The 18,089-nt window shown below is 67.4% G+C and carries 17 protein-coding genes; 9 read left to right on the top strand and 8 right to left on the bottom strand.

Features of this window, described 5'->3' with window-relative positions; genetic code table 11:
• Positions 1-52 precede the first annotated feature (52 nt).
• From GRI75_RS02405 to GRI75_RS02390, 4 genes are read right to left on the bottom strand one after another with little or no spacing between them, the layout of a single operon-like run.
• On the bottom strand, positions 53-421 hold the full coding sequence (locus GRI75_RS02405; protein WP_160745324.1) for a hypothetical protein: 369 nt from the start codon (positions 419-421) through the stop codon (positions 53-55).
• A gap of 37 nt (positions 422-458) precedes the next feature.
• Positions 459-1,376, bottom strand: a complete 918-nt coding sequence (locus GRI75_RS02400) for an SDR family oxidoreductase (protein WP_160745323.1) — start codon at positions 1,374-1,376, stop codon at positions 459-461.
• A gap of 13 nt (positions 1,377-1,389) precedes the next feature.
• Positions 1,390-1,896, bottom strand: coding sequence for a nuclear transport factor 2 family protein (locus GRI75_RS02395; protein WP_160745322.1), 507 nt, complete (start codon positions 1,894-1,896; stop codon positions 1,390-1,392).
• The gene (locus GRI75_RS02390; RefSeq protein ID WP_160745321.1) at positions 1,893-2,438 is read right to left on the bottom strand and encodes a nuclear transport factor 2 family protein; all 546 of its coding nucleotides are present in this window, start codon (positions 2,436-2,438) and stop codon (positions 1,893-1,895) included. The genes GRI75_RS02395 and GRI75_RS02390 overlap by 4 nt, the downstream gene beginning before the upstream one ends.
• A 138-nt stretch (positions 2,439-2,576) precedes the next feature.
• On the opposite strand from GRI75_RS02390, the gene GRI75_RS02385 reads away from it, so the two are divergent.
• The 7 genes from GRI75_RS02385 to GRI75_RS02355 all read left to right on the top strand — a co-directional run bounded on the left by GRI75_RS02385 (position 2,577) and on the right by GRI75_RS02355 (position 11,827).
• Positions 2,577-3,989: an MFS transporter gene (locus GRI75_RS02385; protein ID WP_328597911.1), complete on the top strand. Its 1,413-nt coding sequence runs from the start codon at positions 2,577-2,579 to the stop codon at positions 3,987-3,989.
• A gap of 315 nt (positions 3,990-4,304) precedes the next feature.
• Entirely contained in the window at positions 4,305-5,735 is a 1,431-nt protein-coding gene (locus GRI75_RS02380; RefSeq protein ID WP_160745320.1) for an NAD-dependent succinate-semialdehyde dehydrogenase, read from the top strand.
• A 152-nt stretch (positions 5,736-5,887) separates the two neighbouring features.
• Positions 5,888-6,943 (top strand): amidohydrolase family protein, encoded by a 1,056-nt coding sequence (locus tag GRI75_RS02375; protein ID WP_160745319.1) that lies wholly within the window; start codon positions 5,888-5,890, stop codon positions 6,941-6,943.
• Positions 6,944-6,959: 16 nt separating this feature from the next.
• Positions 6,960-7,817 carry an SDR family oxidoreductase gene (locus GRI75_RS02370; protein WP_160745318.1) on the top strand — a complete coding sequence of 286 codons (858 nt, stop codon included), beginning with the start codon at positions 6,960-6,962 and terminating at the stop codon, positions 7,815-7,817.
• 172 nt (positions 7,818-7,989) lie between these two features.
• A complete protein-coding gene (locus GRI75_RS02365) occupies positions 7,990-9,624 on the top strand; it encodes an MFS transporter (protein ID WP_160745317.1) in 1,635 nt (544 codons plus the stop codon).
• Positions 9,625-9,756: 132 nt separating this feature from the next.
• Entirely contained in the window at positions 9,757-11,295 is a 1,539-nt protein-coding gene (mdlC, locus tag GRI75_RS02360; RefSeq protein ID WP_160745316.1) for a benzoylformate decarboxylase, read from the top strand.
• Between the two features lie 67 nt (positions 11,296-11,362).
• The gene (locus GRI75_RS02355; RefSeq protein ID WP_160745315.1) at positions 11,363-11,827 is read left to right on the top strand and encodes a TVP38/TMEM64 family protein; all 465 of its coding nucleotides are present in this window, start codon (positions 11,363-11,365) and stop codon (positions 11,825-11,827) included.
• Between the two features lie 236 nt (positions 11,828-12,063).
• Here GRI75_RS02355 and GRI75_RS02350 read toward each other — a convergent pair whose 3' ends face one another.
• A complete protein-coding gene (locus GRI75_RS02350) occupies positions 12,064-12,525 on the bottom strand; it encodes a DUF3237 domain-containing protein (protein ID WP_160745314.1) in 462 nt (153 codons plus the stop codon).
• A gap of 109 nt (positions 12,526-12,634) precedes the next feature.
• Between GRI75_RS02350 and GRI75_RS02345 the strand changes: the two genes are divergently transcribed.
• Both GRI75_RS02345 and GRI75_RS02340 read left to right on the top strand, forming a co-directional pair.
• Positions 12,635-14,293, top strand: coding sequence for a GMC family oxidoreductase (locus GRI75_RS02345; RefSeq protein WP_160745313.1), 1,659 nt, complete (start codon positions 12,635-12,637; stop codon positions 14,291-14,293).
• A 21-nt stretch (positions 14,294-14,314) separates the two neighbouring features.
• The gene (locus GRI75_RS02340; protein ID WP_160745312.1) at positions 14,315-14,965 is read left to right on the top strand and encodes a cytochrome c; all 651 of its coding nucleotides are present in this window, start codon (positions 14,315-14,317) and stop codon (positions 14,963-14,965) included.
• A 169-nt stretch (positions 14,966-15,134) separates the two neighbouring features.
• On the opposite strand, the gene GRI75_RS02335 is transcribed toward GRI75_RS02340, so the two are convergent.
• The 3 genes from GRI75_RS02335 to GRI75_RS02325 form a co-directional block, all read right to left on the bottom strand.
• Positions 15,135-15,641: a hypothetical protein gene (locus GRI75_RS02335; RefSeq protein WP_160745311.1), complete on the bottom strand. Its 507-nt coding sequence runs from the start codon at positions 15,639-15,641 to the stop codon at positions 15,135-15,137.
• 107 nt (positions 15,642-15,748) lie between these two features.
• Entirely contained in the window at positions 15,749-16,531 is a 783-nt protein-coding gene (locus tag GRI75_RS02330) for an HAD-IIA family hydrolase (RefSeq protein ID WP_328597910.1), read from the bottom strand.
• Positions 16,528-17,997 (bottom strand): carotenoid oxygenase family protein, encoded by a 1,470-nt coding sequence (locus GRI75_RS02325; RefSeq protein ID WP_160745310.1) that lies wholly within the window; start codon positions 17,995-17,997, stop codon positions 16,528-16,530. Before GRI75_RS02325 ends, GRI75_RS02330 begins: the two co-directional genes overlap by 4 nt.
• Between the last annotated feature and the right edge of the window lie 92 nt (positions 17,998-18,089).

Below are 18,089 nucleotides of genomic sequence, written 5' to 3'. Positions count from 1 at the left end.
CGTCCAGCGCCGCCTTGTGGATGAAGGGCTTAACGCGCGATTTTCAGCTGCATCAAAGGCCCGATGCGTCCAGCGCGAGCAGGCAGCCCGGCATGGCCTTATAGAGCGCCTTGCTGTCGGCGAGGTTGCGCGCCTCGGCATCGAGCAGCGCTGCGACCGCGGCGCGGTCGAGCCCGGCCGAGTCCATCAGCGAAGCCATCGCGCGGACGAAGTACTCGCGCCCGCGCTCCCCGACGGCGGGAAACGCCAGCGCCTCCTGCTCGCCGCCCTGCTGGCGGTTGGCAACCAGGGCGAAAGCCGCGGAACAGTGGATCATGGTCCGCTGTTCGAGCGTGAGCGCGGGCGGCGGCGCATCCTGCGCGGCGGCGGAGAGCGGCGTGAGCGCCCCGAGCGCGGCGAGGAGCGGAAGGCGGATGTTCATCCCGCCGCCTTAGCGCCGGGAAGCTGAACCGCAGCCGTCATTCGATCTCGCTCGCCTTGCGGCGCGTTTCCGCAAAGCCGTCGCGCCGCATCTTCTCGAACGCGATGCGCTGCTCGTAGCCGGGATCCTGCGGGTAGTCGCGGTAATCGGCCAGGGTCTCGTCGAACAGTTCGCGCAGTTCGTCCTCGTGGTCCGGATGGGTGAAGATGTTGGCGCGGTTTTCCCGCACGCCTTCGAGGATCCGCGCGCCGATGACGTCCGGCTCCATGCCAAACTCGTGGATGCCCGAGAGACGCTCGACCGCTGCGGGATCGACCGGCTTCATCGCGCCCTTGAGCGCGTCCGGCCGAACCTCGTCGCTGGCGTAGATGTGGCTCTTCACCAGGCCCGGATGCACGACCGATACGCCGACGCCGTATTGATACATCGAATGGCGCAGTGAGTACGACAGCCCGCGCACGGCGAACTTGGCGGTGTTGTAGATCCCCGGCGCGCCACCGGCGATGAAACTGGCCATGCTGGCGGTGTTGCAGATGCGCCCGCCCTGCACTTCGCCCGACAGCGCCCGCGCCTTCAGGCGCGGCGCGAAAGTCTGCACGCCGTTGATAACGCCGAACAAATTCACCCCGAGTACCCAGTCCCAATCGTCGTAGGAGCTGTCCTCGATGGTCTGGAAGAGGTTGATCCCGGCGTTGTTGAACAGCAGGCTGACGGGCCCGAACTCGGCCTCGACCCGGTCCGCCGCCGCCTTGAACCCGTCCCGCGATGTGACATCGAGCTGCACGCCCATGACCTCGCGGTTGTCGAGACGTTCAAGCGCTTTGTCGATGGATTCGGCGCGAATGTCGGCGATCGCTACTTTGGCTCCCGCCTCCAGTAGGTTGCGGACGATGCCCAAGCCCACGCCATTGGCGCCGCCGGTGACGAAAGCCGTGCGGCCCGCGAAATCGATCATTGCGTTCCTCTCTTCAGCTCCGGTCCGCAGCCGCATCCATCGCGCGCACCGGATTGACCGATCCTGACTCGCGGCCGGGCAGGAACTCGTTGTAGATCTTGCGCAGGGTGAACAGCCAGCGCCCGCCGACCCGCGCCAGCTCGTCCTGGTACGTGCCGAACGATGGGGTCGCCAGCGCGCCTTCGGGGCCGCCGTTGGTCATTTCCCACCAGAACCCGGTGTTCCACGCCCGGTCCCCTTCGACCCGAATCGCTTGCTGGCCGATGGTGTGGCGGAGCTTGGCGGGGTCGCCCTGCCAGTCCTTGAAGATCTCGCCGACTTTGTCCTTGAACACCCGTGCTTCGGCGCGGATCGCCTCCCGCCCTTCCAGCCGGCCCATCGCGTAATCGAGCACGCCGTCTTCGGTGAAGCATTCGGCGTAGGCATCGCAGTCGTGGTAATCCATCGCGAGAAGGTAGCGCGCCATGAGATCCAGGATTTCGGCGCGGTCCCGGGCGTAGCTGCGCGCGCTTTCGCTCACCGCGCTGCCGCCGCCAGCGAGTCCATGACCCGCACGGGGTTTTCCGGCCCCGAATGGCGGCCTGGCAGGAAGTCGTTGAGGATCCGCCGCTTGGCGAAGAGCCATTGCCCGTCGAGCTTGACCAGCTCGTCCTCGTACGTGCCGAACGTGCCCATCTTCAGGGTATCGCCGGGTCCGTCGTTCGCCATCTCCACCCACAGCGAGCGGGCCCAGGCCCGGTCTCCATCCACGCGGATCGCCGATTGCAGGATCACGTGCCGCAGCATGGCGGGCTTGCCGTCTTCCGTGTGGTAGAATTCGCCGATCCGCTTGCTGAAGCCTTCCACCGCAGTGCGGATCGCGTCGCGGCCCTTGGAGGTGCCCCTGGCGAATTCCAGCTCCGCATCCGGAGCGAACGTGGCGACATAGGAATCCCAGTCGAAGTAATCGATCGCGAACAGGTAGCGCGCCATCAGGTCCTCGATCTGCGCCCGGTCCTGTGCGTAGCTGTCCGAGTATACCGGCTGGGCGGCAGGCGCCGTGCCGGCGGGATTCGTGGCCATGTTCATCTCTCTCCTGGTGGCAAAAGCGCCACATTTCGCGACAAAATTTCGCTTCGCCTTTGTCTATTCGCCACTTACAAACCCGCGCAAGGGACAAAGCGGACGGGGGCCCTAGCTCGTAGCCGCTGGAGGGACACTGTGGCCATCGCACCGACGGGTCATGATACCGCAACCGAGGCGGAACATCGGCAGTCCGGCACGGCCGATCTTCCCTGGCCTTCGGAACGGGCGGGCTTCTACGCGCTGTTCTGCATCGTCTTCGCTACTTTCCTGACGTTCTTCGACCACACCGTTTTCGCGATGCTGGCCGAAAGGATGAAGACCAGCTTTGGCCTGTCGGATTCCGCGCTCGGGTTCGTGCTCGGCCCGGCCAGCGTGGTGGCGTTCGTGTTCGTCGGCATCCCACTGGCGCGCCTGGTCGACATCTTCCCGCGCAAGTACGTCCTCTCGGCCGGCATCGCCGTGCTCGGAACGATCACCGCCCTGGGCGGCCTGGCGCAGAACTTCGGCCAACTCGTGGGCACGCGGCTGTTCGTCGGGGCCGGCGGATCGGCCAACGGGCCGGGTTCCTATTCGCTGCTGGCCGATTACTTCCGGCCGCTGCGGATCCCGCTGGTCTTCGCGCTGCTGCAGCTCGGCTTCATCCTCGGCAGCGCGGTCGGCACCTGGGGCGGCGGGCAACTGATCGCCTGGACCGCCACCTGGCCCGAGACGAGCGAGTTCCTGGGCCTGACGATCTTCAACTGGCAGTGGATCCTGATCATCATCGGCCTGCCGGGTCTGCTGGCCGCGGTGCTGTTCCTGTTCGTCAAGGAACCGCCGCGCCGCAATCCGCCGGACATGAAGCCGCTCGTGCCGCCGACCGCCTCCTTCGGCAGGAAGCTGCTGGCCTTCACCGGCTTCGACGCGATGCGCGCGATCAACATGCGCGGCGCGACGTTCTACCCGCTGTTCGCGGCGCTGGCGCTGTCGGCGATCGAGAGCCAGGGCCTGCCGGCCTGGCGCGTGCCCTTCATCAGCCGCACGTACGGCTGGGACGAGGCGGAGATCGGCAACTTGCTGGGCCCGCTGCTGCTGGCCGCCAACCTGCTCGGCATCACCCTGGGCGGCCTGTTCGTCTCCCGCCTGGCGAAAAAGTACAAGGACGCCAACATCCGCGCGACGGCGATCATCTTCACTTGCGCCACCGTTTGCGCGATCGCCGCGCCGCTGATGCCGAGCGGGGAGCTGGCGCTGGCCTTCATGGCGCTGACCAGCCTGTTCGGCCTTGCCGGCGCCCCGGCCCAGAACGCGGCAATCCAGCGCATCGCGCCCAACGAGATGCGCGGGCAAGTCACTGCGCTGTACCTGTTCATGTTCACTTTCTTCGGCGCGATGGGCAGCTGGGTCATCGGCGCGGTCAGCAGTTATATCGTGGGCGATCCGGAACTGATCTGGCAGGCCCTGCTGATCGTGGCCGCGGTATTCATGCCCGCGGCGACTTTCTTCATGTGGCGCGCGATCAAGCCCTACCGCGAGGAAGTCGAACGGCTGGAGGCGCTCGGACGCTGACCGGTGTCGATCCGCCGTTGACACTGCCGGGACATTTCTACCAAATCGTCAGCAAGACATACTAATTGGGAGAATCTCGATGCCGCAGGACAAGCTCGCCGCGCTTGGTTTCAAGCTCGACCGGATGGACGAGCGCCGCAAGGCCGCGGTAACGGGCTGATACCTGCTGGCGCTGTATGTGCCGTTCGGGCCGAGCATGTCGCAGCCCGGCCCTTTCTTGTAGCGCAGTACCCCGAATGAAGAACGGCCCCCGACGAGCCCAGGGCAAACGGATCCCGGGTTTGGTGCGTAACCTCGGCTGAGAGTGAGAGACGAATGACCCAATATCCCTCCCTTCACATGATCATCGACGGCGAGAGAGTCTCCGGCGGCGGCCGGCGGACCTTCGATGTGATCAATCCGGTTACAGGGGAGCCGATCGGCTCCCTGCCGCTGGCCGAGACGGCCGATCTCGACCGCGCTCTGGAAGTGGCGGCGGAGGGTTTCCGCATCTGGCGCAAGTCCACCCCGCAGGAGCGCGCGGCGGTGCTGCAAGGCGCGGCGCGGCTGATGCTGGAGCGGCAGGAGGATCTCGCCCGCATCGCCACGATGGAGGAAGGCAAGCCGCTGGCCGAAAGCCGCATCGAAGTGATGATGAACGTCGGCCTGTTCAACTTCTACGCCGGCGAGGTCTTCCGCCTCTACGGCCGTGAGCTGGTCCGCCCGGTGGGCACGCGCTCCACCGTTCGGCACGAGCCGGTCGGCCCGGTGGCCGCATTCGCCCCGTGGAACTTCCCGCTCGGCAATCCCGGGCGCAAGCTCGCCGCGCCGATCGCCGCGGGCTGTTCCGTGATCCTCAAGTCCGCCGAGGAGACCCCGGCGAGCGCCCTGGGCGTGCTGCAGTGCCTGCTCGACGCCGGCCTGCCGAAGCAGGTCGCGCAAGCCGTGTTCGGGGTCCCCGACGAGGTCAGCCGCCACCTGCTGGCAAGCCCGGTGATCCGCAAGCTCAGCTTCACCGGCAGCACGACGGTCGGCAAGCACCTGATGAAGCTGGCCGCCGACAACATGCTGCGCACCACGATGGAGCTGGGCGGCCACGGCCCCGTGCTGGTGTTCGACGACGCCGACGTGGACCAGGTGCTCGATGTCGCGGTGGCCGGCAAATACCGCAACTGCGGCCAGGTCTGCGTCAGTCCGACCCGCTTCATCGTCCAGGAAAACGTATTCGAGAAGTTCCGCGACGGCTTCGCCGAACGGGCGAAGACGGTGAAGGTCGGCGATGGCCTGCACGACGGCATCCAGATGGGCCCGATGGCCAACGCCCGCCGACCCGAAGCGATGGAGCGCCTGATCGGCAACGCGCGCGACAAGGGCGCCAAGCTCCACACCGGCGGCAACCGGATCGGCAACCAGGGCTTCTTCTTCGAGCCGACGGTGCTCAGCGAGATCCCGCTGGACGCCGACATCATGAGCGAAGAACCGTTCGGCCCGGTCGCCCTGATCAACCCCTATCGCGGCGAGGACGAGATGATCGCCGAGGCCAACCGCGTGCCTTACGGCCTGGCCGGCTATGCCTGGACCAGCGACGTGAAGCGCCAGCGCCGCCTGGCCGACGCGATCGAGACCGGGATGGTCGGCATCAACAGCCACATGATCGGCGGCGCCGACGCCCCGTTCGGCGGGGTCAAGTGGTCCGGCCACGGCAGCGAGGACGGGCCCGAAGGCGTGCTCGCCTGCATGGTGACGAAGGCGGTGCACGAAGGGTGATTTCCAAGCTCCTCCCCGGAACGGGGAGGGGGACCATGACACGAAGTGGCATGGTGGAGGGGGCCCGCCCCCAAGCGCAGCGCTGGCGGAGGGCCCCCTCCACCACCGCCTGCGGCGGCGGTCCCCCTCCCCGTGCCGGGGAGAATTGAGAGATGACACACGAACTGAAAACCGGCGGTGACCGCGGCTACCTGCGCATCGCCACCGAAGAAGCCTTCGCCACCCAGGAGCAGCTCGACGCGATCCTGCGCCTGGTCAAGGAAGGCCGTGCCGACAAGGGCACCGTCAGCCTGTGGGGCTTCTACGGCACGGCCCAGACGGAGCGCACGAACTTCATCCGCGAGCGTCTGCTCGACGTCGGCGAGCTTCGTCTCCAGGCGATGGACGATGCCGGGATCGACAAGGCCGTGCTGGCGCTGACCAGCCCCGGCACCCAGTCGATGTTCGATGCCGAGGAAGCCAAGCGCATCGCCCGCAATGCCAACGACTTCCTCAAGGAGCGCTGCGAGGCGCACCCGGACCGGTTCTACGGCATGGCCGCCGTCGCCCCGATCGATCCCGAATGGTCGGCGCAGGAGCTGCGCCGCGCGAAGGAGGAGCTCGGCTTCCACGGCGTGCAGATCAACAGCCATACCCACGGCCACTATCTCGACGAGGAGCAGTTCGACCCGATCCTGCGCGCCTGCGCCGATCTCGACCTGCCGCTCTACATCCACCCGCAGGGCCTGCCCGACAGCATGATCGGCGATATGGCCGGTGCGGGGCTGGACGGCGCGGTGTTCGGCTTCGCGGTCGAGACGAGCTACCACGCGATGCGCCTGCTCACGACCGGTGTGTTCGACCGCTATCCGAACCTGCAGCTCATGCTCGGCCACGGCTGCGAAGGGCTTCCGTACATGCTCTACCGGCTCGACTACATGCACAAGGCCGGCATCCGCAGCCAGCGCTACGAGCGGCTGAAGCCGCTGCAGCACGACCTGTTCCACTACTTCCGCACCAACGTGCTCGCCACCAACAGCGGCCTGCCGTTCGGCCCGGCGATCAAGACCATGATCGAGGTCATGGGCGAGGACCGCGTGATGTACGCGATGGACTATCCCTACCAGTACCTGCCCGACGAAGTGCGGACGATGGACGAGCTCGACATCACGCCGGAGCAGAAGAAGAAGTTCTTCCAGACCAATGCCGAGCGCTGGTTCAAGCTGTAATCGAGGGACAGGGACTATGACGACTTACGCGGTTACCGGCGCCTCGGGGCAGCTCGGCAAGTTCGTGCTGGAGGAGCTGCTGCAGAAGGTGGAGGCCAACGACGTCGTGGCGATCGTTCGCGACCCGGCCAAGCTGTCCGACTACGCGGACAAGGGCATTGCAGTGCGCCAGGGCGACTATGACGATCCCGCGAGCCTTGAGAGCGCCCTTGCGGGCGTCGACCGCCTGCTGCTGATCTCCGGCAACACGCTTGGCGAGCGGCCGCGCCAGCACAAGAACGTGGTCGATGCGGCGAAGAAGGCCGGCGTGGGCTACATGGCCTACACCTCGATCCTCAAGGCCGACGTCACTCCGATCAAGCTGGGCGGGGAGCATCGCGCCACCGAGGAGACACTGGCCGAGAGCGGCCTGGCCTACGACCTGGTTCGCAACGGCTGGTACAACGAGAACTACGTCGGCAGCCTGAAGGCGCAAGTCGAAGCCGGGGTGATCACCGGCGCCGCCGGGCAGGGCCGCGTGTCCTCCGCCGCCCGCGCCGACTACGCGGCCGGCGCGGCCGAAGTGCTGGTGAACGGCAAGGGCGGCGAGATCTACGAGCTGGCCGGCGACGAGAGCTGGTCGATGGAAGAGTTCGCCGCCGAAGTCTCGCGCCAGGCGGGCCGCGAGGTGACGTACCAGGACATGAGCGAGGAGGAATACGCCAAGTCGCTCGAGGCGATCGGCCTGCCGGAATACGTCGCGCGGATCGTCGCCAACTCAAACGCCAGCGTCGCTCTCGGCGCGCTCGATGAACGCGGACGGACGCTGAGTCGCCTGACCGGACGGAAGACCACGCCGATCGGCGAGACGATCGCCAAGGCGTTGAACGCGTAACCAAATCCTCCCCGTCCTTGCACGGCAAGGATGGGGAGGTGGCCGGCGCCGAAGGCGACGGTCGGAGGGGTATGGCGCACCGGACCCCTCCACCACGACACCTCCGGTGTCGCGGTCCCCCTCCCCATCCGGCAAGCCGGACGGGGAGGATTTCGAGAGGGAGAGATTGAGCATGGCAACGGCAGCCGCAGACGAACCGACCATACCGCGGACCACGGTCAGCCGCGCGGGGTGGTACGCGCTGTTCCTGGTCTCCTGCGCGCAGGCGCTGAGCCTGCTCGACCGGCAGATCCTGTCGATCCTGGCGCCCAGCATCTCCGCCGACCTGGGGATCGGCGATGCCGAGATCGGCCTGCTTTACGGCACGGTCTTCGCCCTGTTCTACGCCCTGTTCTCGCTGCCATTGGGGCGCCTGGTCGATGGCTGGGTGCGGACCAAGCTGCTCGGCATCTGCCTGGCGGCGTGGTCGTTCTTCGCCGGCCTTTCCGCCTTCGCATCCGGTTTCACCCTGCTGGCGATCGCCCGGCTCGGCGTCGGCATCGGCGAAGGGGCGACGCAGCCGGCGGCGAACTCGATCATCTTCGACGAATTCCCGCGCGAACGGCGCGGCACGGCAATGGCCGCGATGGGCATTGCTGTGGCGCTTGGCCTCGGCCTGTCGATGACGCTGGGCGGCGTCGTGGCGCAGTGGTGGGACACCCGCTATGCCGCCGGCGGCGCGCCGCTGGGCTTCTCCGGCTGGCAGTTCGCCTTCCTCGTCGCCGCGACGCCCGGCTTCCCGCTCGCCTGGCTGATCTACCGCATGCGCGAACCGCGCCGGGGCGCGTTCGACAAAGTCGCCGCGGCCCAGGTGGAGGAGCATCCGTTCCGCGCCAGCGCGGCGGTTCTCGGCGCGGTCACGCCGGGCACGAACTGGTTCATGCTGTGGCACCGCAAGGCCGGGGCGCGCCAGTGGACGGCCAATCTCGTCGCGCTCGGCCTGATCCTGGCGTTCTGCTGGGGCATGATCGCGCTGACCCAGGCCTTCTCCCCCCGCCCCCCGCTGGAGGTGCTCGGCGGGACGCTCGATCCGCACGTGCTGCAGTGGTTCGTGGTCGGCTTCGGACTGTTCGTGGTGTTCAACCTGTTCCAGTCCTTCAAGCTGACCGACCTGCCGACCTACAAGGTCGTGCTCTCGCCCTCGCTGCTGCTGCTGATGGTGGTCGGCGGCCTGCAGACCGCGATCAACTACGGCGTGATGGGCTTCACCCCTTCCTTCCTGGTGCGCGAGTACGGCCTCTCGATGGCCGAGACCGGCCTTCAGTTCGGCCTCCTCGCGGCCGCGCTCGGCATCGTCGGGCCGATGGTCGCCGGCCCGCTGACCGACTGGCTAACCACCAAGCTGGGTGCGCGCGGCCGGGTCTGGCTGATCCTCTTCGCGCTCGGCATCTCGCCGCTGTTCGGCATCTGGACCTACAGCGCGGAGAGCCCGGGCAGCTTCTACCTGCGCTTCATCGCCTACAGCCTGATCCTGACGCTCTGGCTGCCGCCGCTTTACGCGCAGCTGCTGGAGCTGGTGCTGCCGCGGATGCGGGGGATCACGTTCGCCACCTACACGATCATCATGACCTTGCTCGGCCTGGGCATGGGGCCCTACTTCGTGGGCATCGTGTCGGACCGCAACGGCGGCGATCTCGGTGCTGCGATCATCTCCATCAACGTGGTCGTGCCGCTGCTGCTGGTGTGCATCGCGGTGGTCCTGTGGCGGGTGAACCGCGACGAAGCTTCGGTGGAGGAGCGTGCCCGGGCCGCCGGCGAGCCGATCTGACGCGGCTCGCCACGCAAGGGCAGAAATGACTTTCCTACACGGCACGCCTTGCGCAATGGGTGCCGTGATTGCCCGCCGGGCCCGAAGCAGTCCCATGCGGCTGCGCATTCAGACCATGTGAGACCTCGCCTTATGCCCACCGTTCGTGAAGCCGCCTTCGCAGTCTTCCAGCACTTCGGCGTCGACATGCTGTTCGGCAATCCCGGCAGCACCGAACTGCCGATGCTCAAGGCGATGCCGTTCCCTTACGTGATGGGGCTGAACGAGGCGGTGGTGGTCGGCATGGCCGACGGGTATGCCCGCGCCTCGGGCAAGCCGGCGCTGGTCAACCTGCACAGCGCCGCCGGCACCGGCCACGCGCTCGGCAACCTGTTCACCGCCTTCCGCAACAACGCCCCGATCGTGGTGACGGCCGGGCAGCAGGCGCGCAGCATTCTGCCGTACGACCCGTTCCTCTACAACGAACGGGCCAGCGAATTCCCGCGCCCTTACGTCAAGTACTCGGTCGAGCCGGCGCGGGCGGAGGACGTGCCGCTGGCGCTGATCCGCGCGTTCATGACCGCGCTGACGCCGCCGATGGGGCCGTGCTACGTCTCGATCCCGGTCGACGACTGGGACCGGGAGTGCGAGATGCCCGCGCTGCCGGACTTCTCCCTGCGCACGCCGCCGCACCCCGACGGTCTGGCGAAGATCGCGGCCATGCTCGACGCGGCGGAGAACCCGGCGCTGGTGATCGGCACCGGCTGCGCCAACAGCGGCGGCTGGGATGCCGCCATCGCCCTGGCCGAACGCTGCGGCGCCAGCGTGTGGACCGCACCCTACAACGCCCGCGAGACGTTCCCCGAGGATCACCCGCAGTTCGCCGGTTTCCTGCCTGCATGGCGCGATCAGATCCGCGGGCTCCTCGCCCCGCACGACGCGATCCTCGTCGCCGGGGCGCCGGTGTTCACCTATCACGTCGAAGGCAGCGGCCCGCACTGGCCGGCGCATGCCCGGCTGATGGCACTGAGCGAGGACCCGCAACAGCTCGCCGCCATGCCGGGCGGAACCGGGGTGCTGGGCGACGTGGCGCACGGGCTGGCCGAACTTGCCACCCGCGTTCGCGAGCGGACGTTCGCCGGCACCCGCCACATGCTCAAGGACCCGGAGCCGGCGATGACCGCCGCTTACGTGCTCAAGCGTATCGCCGCGCTGCGCCCGGAGCAGGCGATCGTCGTCGAGGAAGCGCCCACAGCCCGCGGGCCGGAGCACGACACGCTGCCGATCATCCGTGAAGGCGGGTTCTATTCCTGCGCCAGCGGCGGGCTCGGCTACTCGCTTCCCGGCGCGATCGGCGTAGCGCTGGCGCAGAACGACAAAGTCATCGCCATCCTGGGTGACGGCGCGGCGATGTACACGATCCAGGGCCTGTTCGCGGCCCGGGCGGAGAACGCCAACGTCAGCTTCGTCATCCTCAACAACGCCGCCTATGCCGCGCTTACAGGCTTCTCCGGCGAGTTCGGAATGAACTTCGTGCCGGGCTGCGACCTCACCGGGCTCGACTTCGTCAAGCTGGCCGAAGGCCACGGCGTCGAGGCCCGCCTAGCCGACACAGTCGAAGCCCTCGACGAAGCACTGCGATGGAGCTTCGCCGCCGAAGGGCCGACGCTGCTGGACTTGCGCATCGCCTGAGCCGCGCGGCGGGGAACCTCGCGGGGCCGACTGCGCTTAGCCTCTGTGCAGTCACACGTTGTCCCCGATGGTCCTTGAATTCCTCTCCCCCCTGAACGCACTCCTGCAAAGCGAGCTCCTGCTCGCGCTGGCGCTGTTCGGGCTGACGGCCACGCTCATCGCCTTCTGCGTGCCCGGGATGATCGTGCCGCTGTCGATGTCGTCCGGCGCGCTGCTTGGCGGATGGCAGGGAGTGCTGGTGGTCAGCGCGGGCGCCTTGCTCGGCAGCCAAGCGCTGTTCCTCGTCACCCGGCACCTGATGCAACACCGGGTGAAGAACAGGTTCGGCAGCCGCATCGCGAAGTTTGAGACGCACCTCGAGAAAGGCGGCTTCCTCTACGTCCTCGGCCTGCGCCTCGTCGGCGCGCCGCATTTCGTGGTCACCGCCGGCTGCGCCCTCTCGCCACTGCGCACCGCGCCGTTCGTGGCCGCCACCCTGATCGGCTTCCTGCCGGTGATCGCGCTGACTTCGGCTGCTGGCTCGGCGTTCTGAGAGCCCGAGAGTGCGAGGAGGGACGGACATGCGCCTCCGCCAGCACTTCATCCTGAGGCGAGATGGATCCTGAAACAAGTTCAGGATGACGAGGCTTTTCGGGCTGCCCTCCCCTCATCGTCACCCTGAACTCACACTCGTCACCCTGAACTCGTTTCAGGGTCCATGTAACCGCCGGCACAGGCGCCTGCCGGCAGGCACAGCCTACGCCACCTCTTCGCAGGAGCGGATCGGATTCACGTCACCCGCCAGACCCACAGCTTGATGCTGCTCGCGTAGCGCGCCCCGGCGCAGACGAAGATCGACTTGTTGAGCCAATCGTATGGCCCCTCGGGCGCGATGAATTCCGGCACGGTGCGGAAGTAGTATTCGCCCGGATCGACGTCCTCGCCGCGGCGGAGGCGGTCCATCACTTCGGGCGGGCCGTGGCGCAGGCCCTTGTTGCGGATCTGGATCAGCGTGCCGTCGTCCGTTTCGATCGCATACATCGCGTCCGCCACCGTCACGCCGTCGGCGCGAGTGAGCTGCCAGTCGGCCGAATTGCCCATCAGCTTACCGGAAATCAGCGGCCCCTTCACATAGCCGCCATCCCTGATCGGGATGATCCGGCGCGTGCCGTCGACCACTTTGCCGATCTCCCGCGGCGCGTCCAGTTCCCCGCCGGCCTCATAGACAAACTCAAGCTCGGGCTTGATCACGCTGCTCTCCCGCCATGTTTTCAGTGACCCGACAGGGTAAGGACTCTAGCGTGCCGGGCAAGCGAATCGCGCCAAAGTTGCGCGAGGCACCGGTGAGAGGAGTAGAAAGTTGGCGGCGGATTTATTTGCGGACTATGTCATCGTGGGCGCGGGCAGCGCGGGCTGCGTGCTGGCCGCGCGGCTGAGCGAAAGCGGCGAGCACAAAGTCGTGCTGCTGGAAGCAGGCGGCGACGACCGGCCGCTCAAGGAGCCGGGCCAGTTCGTCTCCAACGTGATGATCCACACCCCGATCGGCTTCGGCAAGACGCTGAACGATCCCAAGGTCAACTGGCTCTACGAGACGGAAGTCGACGAGGGCTCCGGCGGCCGCAAGCACAAGTGGCCGAAGGGGAAGGTGCTCGGCGGTTCGTCCTCGATCAACGGAATGCTCTACGTCCGCGGGCAGTCCGCCGACTATGACGGCTGGGCGCAGATGGGCGCGCGCGGGTGGAGCTGGGACGAGGTCCTGCCGTACTTCCGCAAGAGCCAGCACCAGGAACGCGGCGAGGACGACTTCCACGGCGCCGGCGGCCCGCTGAACGTCTGCGACTTCCCCGAAGAGCACCCGGTCTCCGCCGCGATTGTCGAAGCCTGTGTTGAGGCGGGCATTCCGTACAAGCCCGATCTCAACGACGGCAACCAGGAAGGGGTCAGCTTCTTCCAGCTCACCGCAAAGAACGGCCGCCGCCACTCGGCCGCCGTCGCCTATCTCCACCCGGCGATGAAGCGCCCCAACCTGCTGGTCGAGACGCGGGCGATGACCACCCGCATCCTGTTCGAAGGCAAGAAGGCCGTCGGCGTGGAGTTCACCCAGCACGGGCAAACCCGCCGCGTGATGGCCGCGCGCGAAGTGATCCTGGCCGCCGGCGCGGTCGAGAGCCCCAAGCTGCTGGAGATCTCCGGCATCGGCCAGAGCGTCCTGCTGAAGGAGCTCGGCATCGAGGTCGTGCACGAGGCGCCGATGGTCGGCGAGAACATGCAGGACCACTACATGATCGGCTGCCAGACCTACCTCAAGGAGCCGCATCATTCGATCAACCAGCTCAGTCGCGGCGTGCGGCTGTTGGGGGAGATCGCCAAGTACGGCATCGCCCGCAAGGGCCTGCTGTCCTACGCGGTGGCTCACGGTTGCGCCTTCGTGAAGACCCGCGACGAGCTGCAGTTTCCCGACGTGCAGATCCACGTCATGGCCGCCTCGATGGATCTCGAATACCTCAACCAGCACCAGGGCTTGCGGCTCGACAAGGAACCGGGCCTCGCCTCCAACCCCTGCCAGCTGCGCCCGGAATCGCGCGGATCGATCCACGCGAAGTCCGCCGACGCGATGGTCGCGCCGAAGATCGTGCCCAACTACCTGAGCGATCCGCTGGACCGGCAGAGCGTCGTCGACCAGCTCAAGCTGATCCGCAAGATCTGGCAGCAGCCCGCGCTTCAGCCATACCTCAAGGCGCCGGGCGATCCCTTCGGGAAGACCGACGAGGAGATGCTCGGTTATGCCAAGGTCGCCGGCGGCACGCTGTACCACGCGGTGGGGACCGTCGCGATGGGCGACGAGCGCTATCCGCTCGACCCGCAGATGCGCGTGCGCGGGGTCGAGGGCCTGCGCGTGATCGACGCATCGGTCATGCCCAAGATCAGCTCCGGCAACACCAACGCGCCGACCATCATGATTGCCGAGAAGGGCGCCGACATGGTCCTGGCCGACGCCAGGCAAGCCATCGCGGCCTGACCCGAACCCAGGAGAGCTGACTTGACCCCGTACACACGCACCGCGCTCGCCGCGGCTTCGCTGGCGATTGCCCTCTCGGGCTGCACCGCGACCGGCGAGCCCGCAGCGGGCGGCGCCGCCGAAGCCGCCGTCGCTGCCGAGAGCACGCAACAAGCCGCCCCCCGCATGGGCACAGCCAGCGCCGCCATGCAGACGGGCATCTCCACCGGCGCCATGACGAGCGGCCCGCAGCGCCCCGCACCGGTTCCCCCGCCGCCGGCGACCGGCCCCTCGATCGCGGCCGCCCATGCTCCGGCGCAAGGCTCTCCTCCGTCGATCATCCCCGACGCGGAGCCGGTTGCGGCGGCTCCCGCAGTTGCGCGCGCGCCGGCTGCGGCTGCTCGCCCGTCCGCTGCCGCGCCCGCACCCCAGCAGGCCAGCCTCAGCGCGGCCGACAGGGAGGAAGGACGCGGGCTGTTCAACGCGTACTCCTGCGGCGCATGCCACACGCTTGAGGACGCCGGCGGCGGCGGCCAGATCGGCCCCGCGCTCGACGGCAACGCCGCCCTGACGCGGACCTACGTGATCGACATCGTCACCAACGGACGCGGCGCGATGCCCGGCTTCGCCGGCCAGATGACCGACGCCGAAATCGCCGCACTCGCCACCTACATCGTGCAGGCGAAGAAGTAAGAACCCTCCCCAATCCTCCCCCTCTGGGGGAGGGGGACCGCCCGCGAAGCGGGTGGTGGAGGGGGCCTGGCCTGGACGATCGGTCGAGCCAGGCCAGACCCCCACCGTCAGCGCTACGCGCTGCCACCTCCCCCAGAGGGGGAGGATTTTTGGGGCTTGCCGGGTGTTGCTAGAACTGCACGAGCACGGCGGCGGTGACGCCGAGGCACAGGAGGATGAAGCCTAACCCCCACAGCAGGATGTGGAACAGGCGGTTCTTCAGAGCTTCGTGCTCGACGATATCTTCGTCTTCCTCCGGTACGGCCGACAGGGCCGGCCCGGAGGCGAACGCCGGCTCCAGCCGCGGCATCGCGATGCCCGACGTGAGCGCCAGCTTCTCGGTGGCGATCGCCAGGCGCTGGTCGGTCAGGTCCGCCTCGACATCGGCGGCCCCGGCAACAGGTTGCCCGAGCGCCAGCCGCTCCAGTTGCTTGTCGATCGCGACGAGGCGGTCGATTTGCTCGAGCGCCCGGCGGCGATCGCCGGTCAGCACGGCGAGCTGAAGCCGCGTCTGCGCCAGCCCGCTCGCGCGGAGATATTGCAAGTCGCGCTGCCGAAGCGCCTCGCTGGCGCCGTCCTCCAGCCGAGAGAGGCGAAAAATCGATGCGCTGTCGCCAGCGGCGGGGTGCAAGTTCACCGTCCAGTCTCCTGCCCACCCCTGCGCCCGGGCCAGCTACGCAGTTCGCCCGGATAGCGGAACCCCGCCTTGGGACCAGCCGGGCAGGGATCGCGGCAGGCGGTGGCTCAGACCAGCTCGACGACCTCTGCGATGGATCCGAGCACCCGGTTGGGGAGGTAGGGGAACCGGGCGACCTCCTCCGCGGCGGTCGAGCCGGTGAGGACCAGGATCGTCTCCAGCCCCGCCTCGATCCCGGCGACCACGTCGGTATCCATCCGGTCGCCGATCATCACCGTCGACTGGGCGTGGGCTTCGATCCGGTTCATCGCGCTACGGAACATCATCGGGTTGGGCTTGCCGACCGAGTAAGGCAGCGCGCCCGTGGCAGCGGTGATCATCGCGGCGACCGCGCCGGTGGCCGGCAGCGGCCCTTCCGCCGAGGGCGAGGTGACGTCAGGATTGGTGGCGATGAACCGCGCGCCGGACTGAACCAGCCGGATCGCCTTGGTGATCGCCTCGAACGAATAGCTGCGCAGCTCCCCGATCACGACGTAGTCGGGATCGACGTCGGTCAGCGTGTAGCCGACGTCGTGCAGCGCCGTGGTGAGCCCCGCCTCGCCGATCACGAACGCCGTGCCCGCCGGCTGCTGGCTGTCGAGGAACGCCGCAGTGGCGAGCGCGCTAGTCCAGATCGACTGCTCCGGCACGTGCAGCCCGGCGAGCGCTAGCCGCGCGGCGAGATCGCGCGGAGTGTAGATCGAGTTGTTGGTCAGGACCAGGAACCGCCGATCCTTCTCGATCAGCCGGGCGATGAACTCGGCCGCACCGGGAATGGCGGTTCCTTCCCGCACCAGCACACCGTCCATGTCGGTGAGCCAGCACTCCGGCGGCTGGCGTTCGCGCGTCACGCCGCCAGCCCGATCTCCTCGGCCGGCGCGAAGTTGCCGTGCAGGCCGAAGCGCAGACGGATCGGCACCTGGATCGTCGCGATCGGGCCCTTCTCGATCTCCAGCGCATCGAACAACAGGACGTCGCTGCGGTGCTCCGCCAGGCGGTTGCAGACCTGGACGATCCAGCCGTCACCTTCCGGCGCGGTCTTGCTGCGCGGGATGAAGCAGGGTTCCTGCAGGGTGCTGGTCGGCCCGGCCCACCAGTGCTGCTCTGCCCCGGTCTCGAGATCCTTGAGGAACAGGCAGTTCATCAGCATGCCGCCGGCGCTGCCGCCCTTCATCTCGTTCGGGCGGCGCATGTCCATCTCCAGCATCCAGCCGTAGCGGGTCTTACGGCCGGCGAAGCGGTCGTCGATCCGGGGGAATTCGGCGACGGTGTCCGTCAGGCGCGTGACGCTGTCGAACTCCTCGCCGTTGGAGGCGAGGTCCACCGTCCAGTCGGTCAGGTAGCTGGCCGCTTCCATCGGGTTGAACGGGGCATCGTTCACATCCGGGAAGAACGGGAACATGTTGTTCTTGGCTTCCGGCGTGAGGAAGTGGATCTTGGTCCCTTCCTGCCAGGCATTGAGCACGTGGCTGGCGAAGCAGTTGTCGCGCTTGAACCAGCGGATATCCTCCTGCTTCAGGTCGTCGCGCCGCGGGATCACGCCTAGGTAGACCGGCTGCGAGGTATCGAAGCCGAAGTGCGGCTTGCCTTGCTCCAGCCGTTCCCAGCTTCCGATCGAAGGCACGATGTGCAGGATCAGGTAGTCTTCGGTGATCCCGAAGTCGTGCATCATGCAGTAGTAGGGAACCTTGAACCACTTCTCGCGGATGAGCTCGCCCTCCGGGCTGATCTCGTAATAGGTCACGTCGTCGGAGCACAGGCCGCTGGCGGCATAGCCGATGGCGATCATGTTGCCGGTGTTCGGATCGACCTTCGGGTGCGCGGTGAAAGTCTGGCCGGTCATCTTGCCGCCGAACTTCTCGTAACCGGCGGTCTCCATGCTCGCCGGGTCCATCACAAGCGCCGGGGAGTCTTCCTTCAGCGCCCACAGCTTGCCGCCGAACAGGAAGGCATTGGTGTTGGCCGTCCCGCGGATCTGCCCCTGCACGCTCGGATCGTCGGTCAGCGGGTTGCGATAGGCGCCGAACAGCGCCTTGCCTGCCGCGTTCTCCAGCTTCCATTTGTCGGTCCGCGCCCAGCGCTGGCGGAAGTCGCACTGCCCGTCGTGGAAATGGAAGCGGCTGATCATCCCGTCTCCGTTGAACGAGATGTCGTCGGCCAGCCGCGGCGGGAACTGCGGGTCGGGCTGCACGCGGTAGAACGCGCCGTTCAGCTCCTTGGGGATTTCCCCCGTGTGCTGCAGGTCGGCGATGTCCGCCTCGATCCTGCTGGGCGTGTTGAATCCGGTGAAGCTGGGGGTATTGGGAAACTGGGCCATTCGTCGCGTCCTCTCCTTGCGCGGGATTGTATGCTCCACTAACGATTACGCAAGCAGGGAACGACCTGCGGGGATGGGGATACGGGTTGTGC

The sequence above is a fragment of the Croceibacterium soli genome, assembly GCF_009828065.1.
Taxonomy (GTDB): Bacteria; Pseudomonadota; Alphaproteobacteria; order Sphingomonadales; family Sphingomonadaceae; genus Croceibacterium_B; species Croceibacterium_B soli.
This window is presented reverse-complemented; position numbering and strand designations above follow the sequence as displayed.

What these genes read in the sequence shown, in the direction of transcription:
- GRI75_RS02390 (WP_160745321.1), bottom strand. Translation starts at nt 2,438, where the DNA reads ATGGCCACGAATCCCGCCGGCACGGCGCCTGCCGCCCAGCCGGTATAC.
- GRI75_RS02380 (WP_160745320.1), top strand. Translation starts at nt 4,305, where the DNA reads ATGACCCAATATCCCTCCCTTCACATGATCATCGACGGCGAGAGAGTC.
- GRI75_RS02365 (WP_160745317.1), top strand. Translation starts at nt 7,990, where the DNA reads ATGGCAACGGCAGCCGCAGACGAACCGACCATACCGCGGACCACGGTC.
- GRI75_RS02375 (WP_160745319.1), top strand. Translation starts at nt 5,888, where the DNA reads ATGACACACGAACTGAAAACCGGCGGTGACCGCGGCTACCTGCGCATC.
- GRI75_RS02400 (WP_160745323.1), bottom strand. Translation starts at nt 1,376, where the DNA reads ATGATCGATTTCGCGGGCCGCACGGCTTTCGTCACCGGCGGCGCCAAT.
- GRI75_RS02325 (WP_160745310.1), bottom strand. Translation starts at nt 17,997, where the DNA reads ATGGCCCAGTTTCCCAATACCCCCAGCTTCACCGGATTCAACACGCCC.
- GRI75_RS02355 (WP_160745315.1), top strand. Translation starts at nt 11,363, where the DNA reads ATGGTCCTTGAATTCCTCTCCCCCCTGAACGCACTCCTGCAAAGCGAG.
- GRI75_RS02370 (WP_160745318.1), top strand. Translation starts at nt 6,960, where the DNA reads ATGACGACTTACGCGGTTACCGGCGCCTCGGGGCAGCTCGGCAAGTTC.
- mdlC (WP_160745316.1), top strand. Translation starts at nt 9,757, where the DNA reads ATGCCCACCGTTCGTGAAGCCGCCTTCGCAGTCTTCCAGCACTTCGGC.
- GRI75_RS02405 (WP_160745324.1), bottom strand. Translation starts at nt 421, where the DNA reads ATGAACATCCGCCTTCCGCTCCTCGCCGCGCTCGGGGCGCTCACGCCG.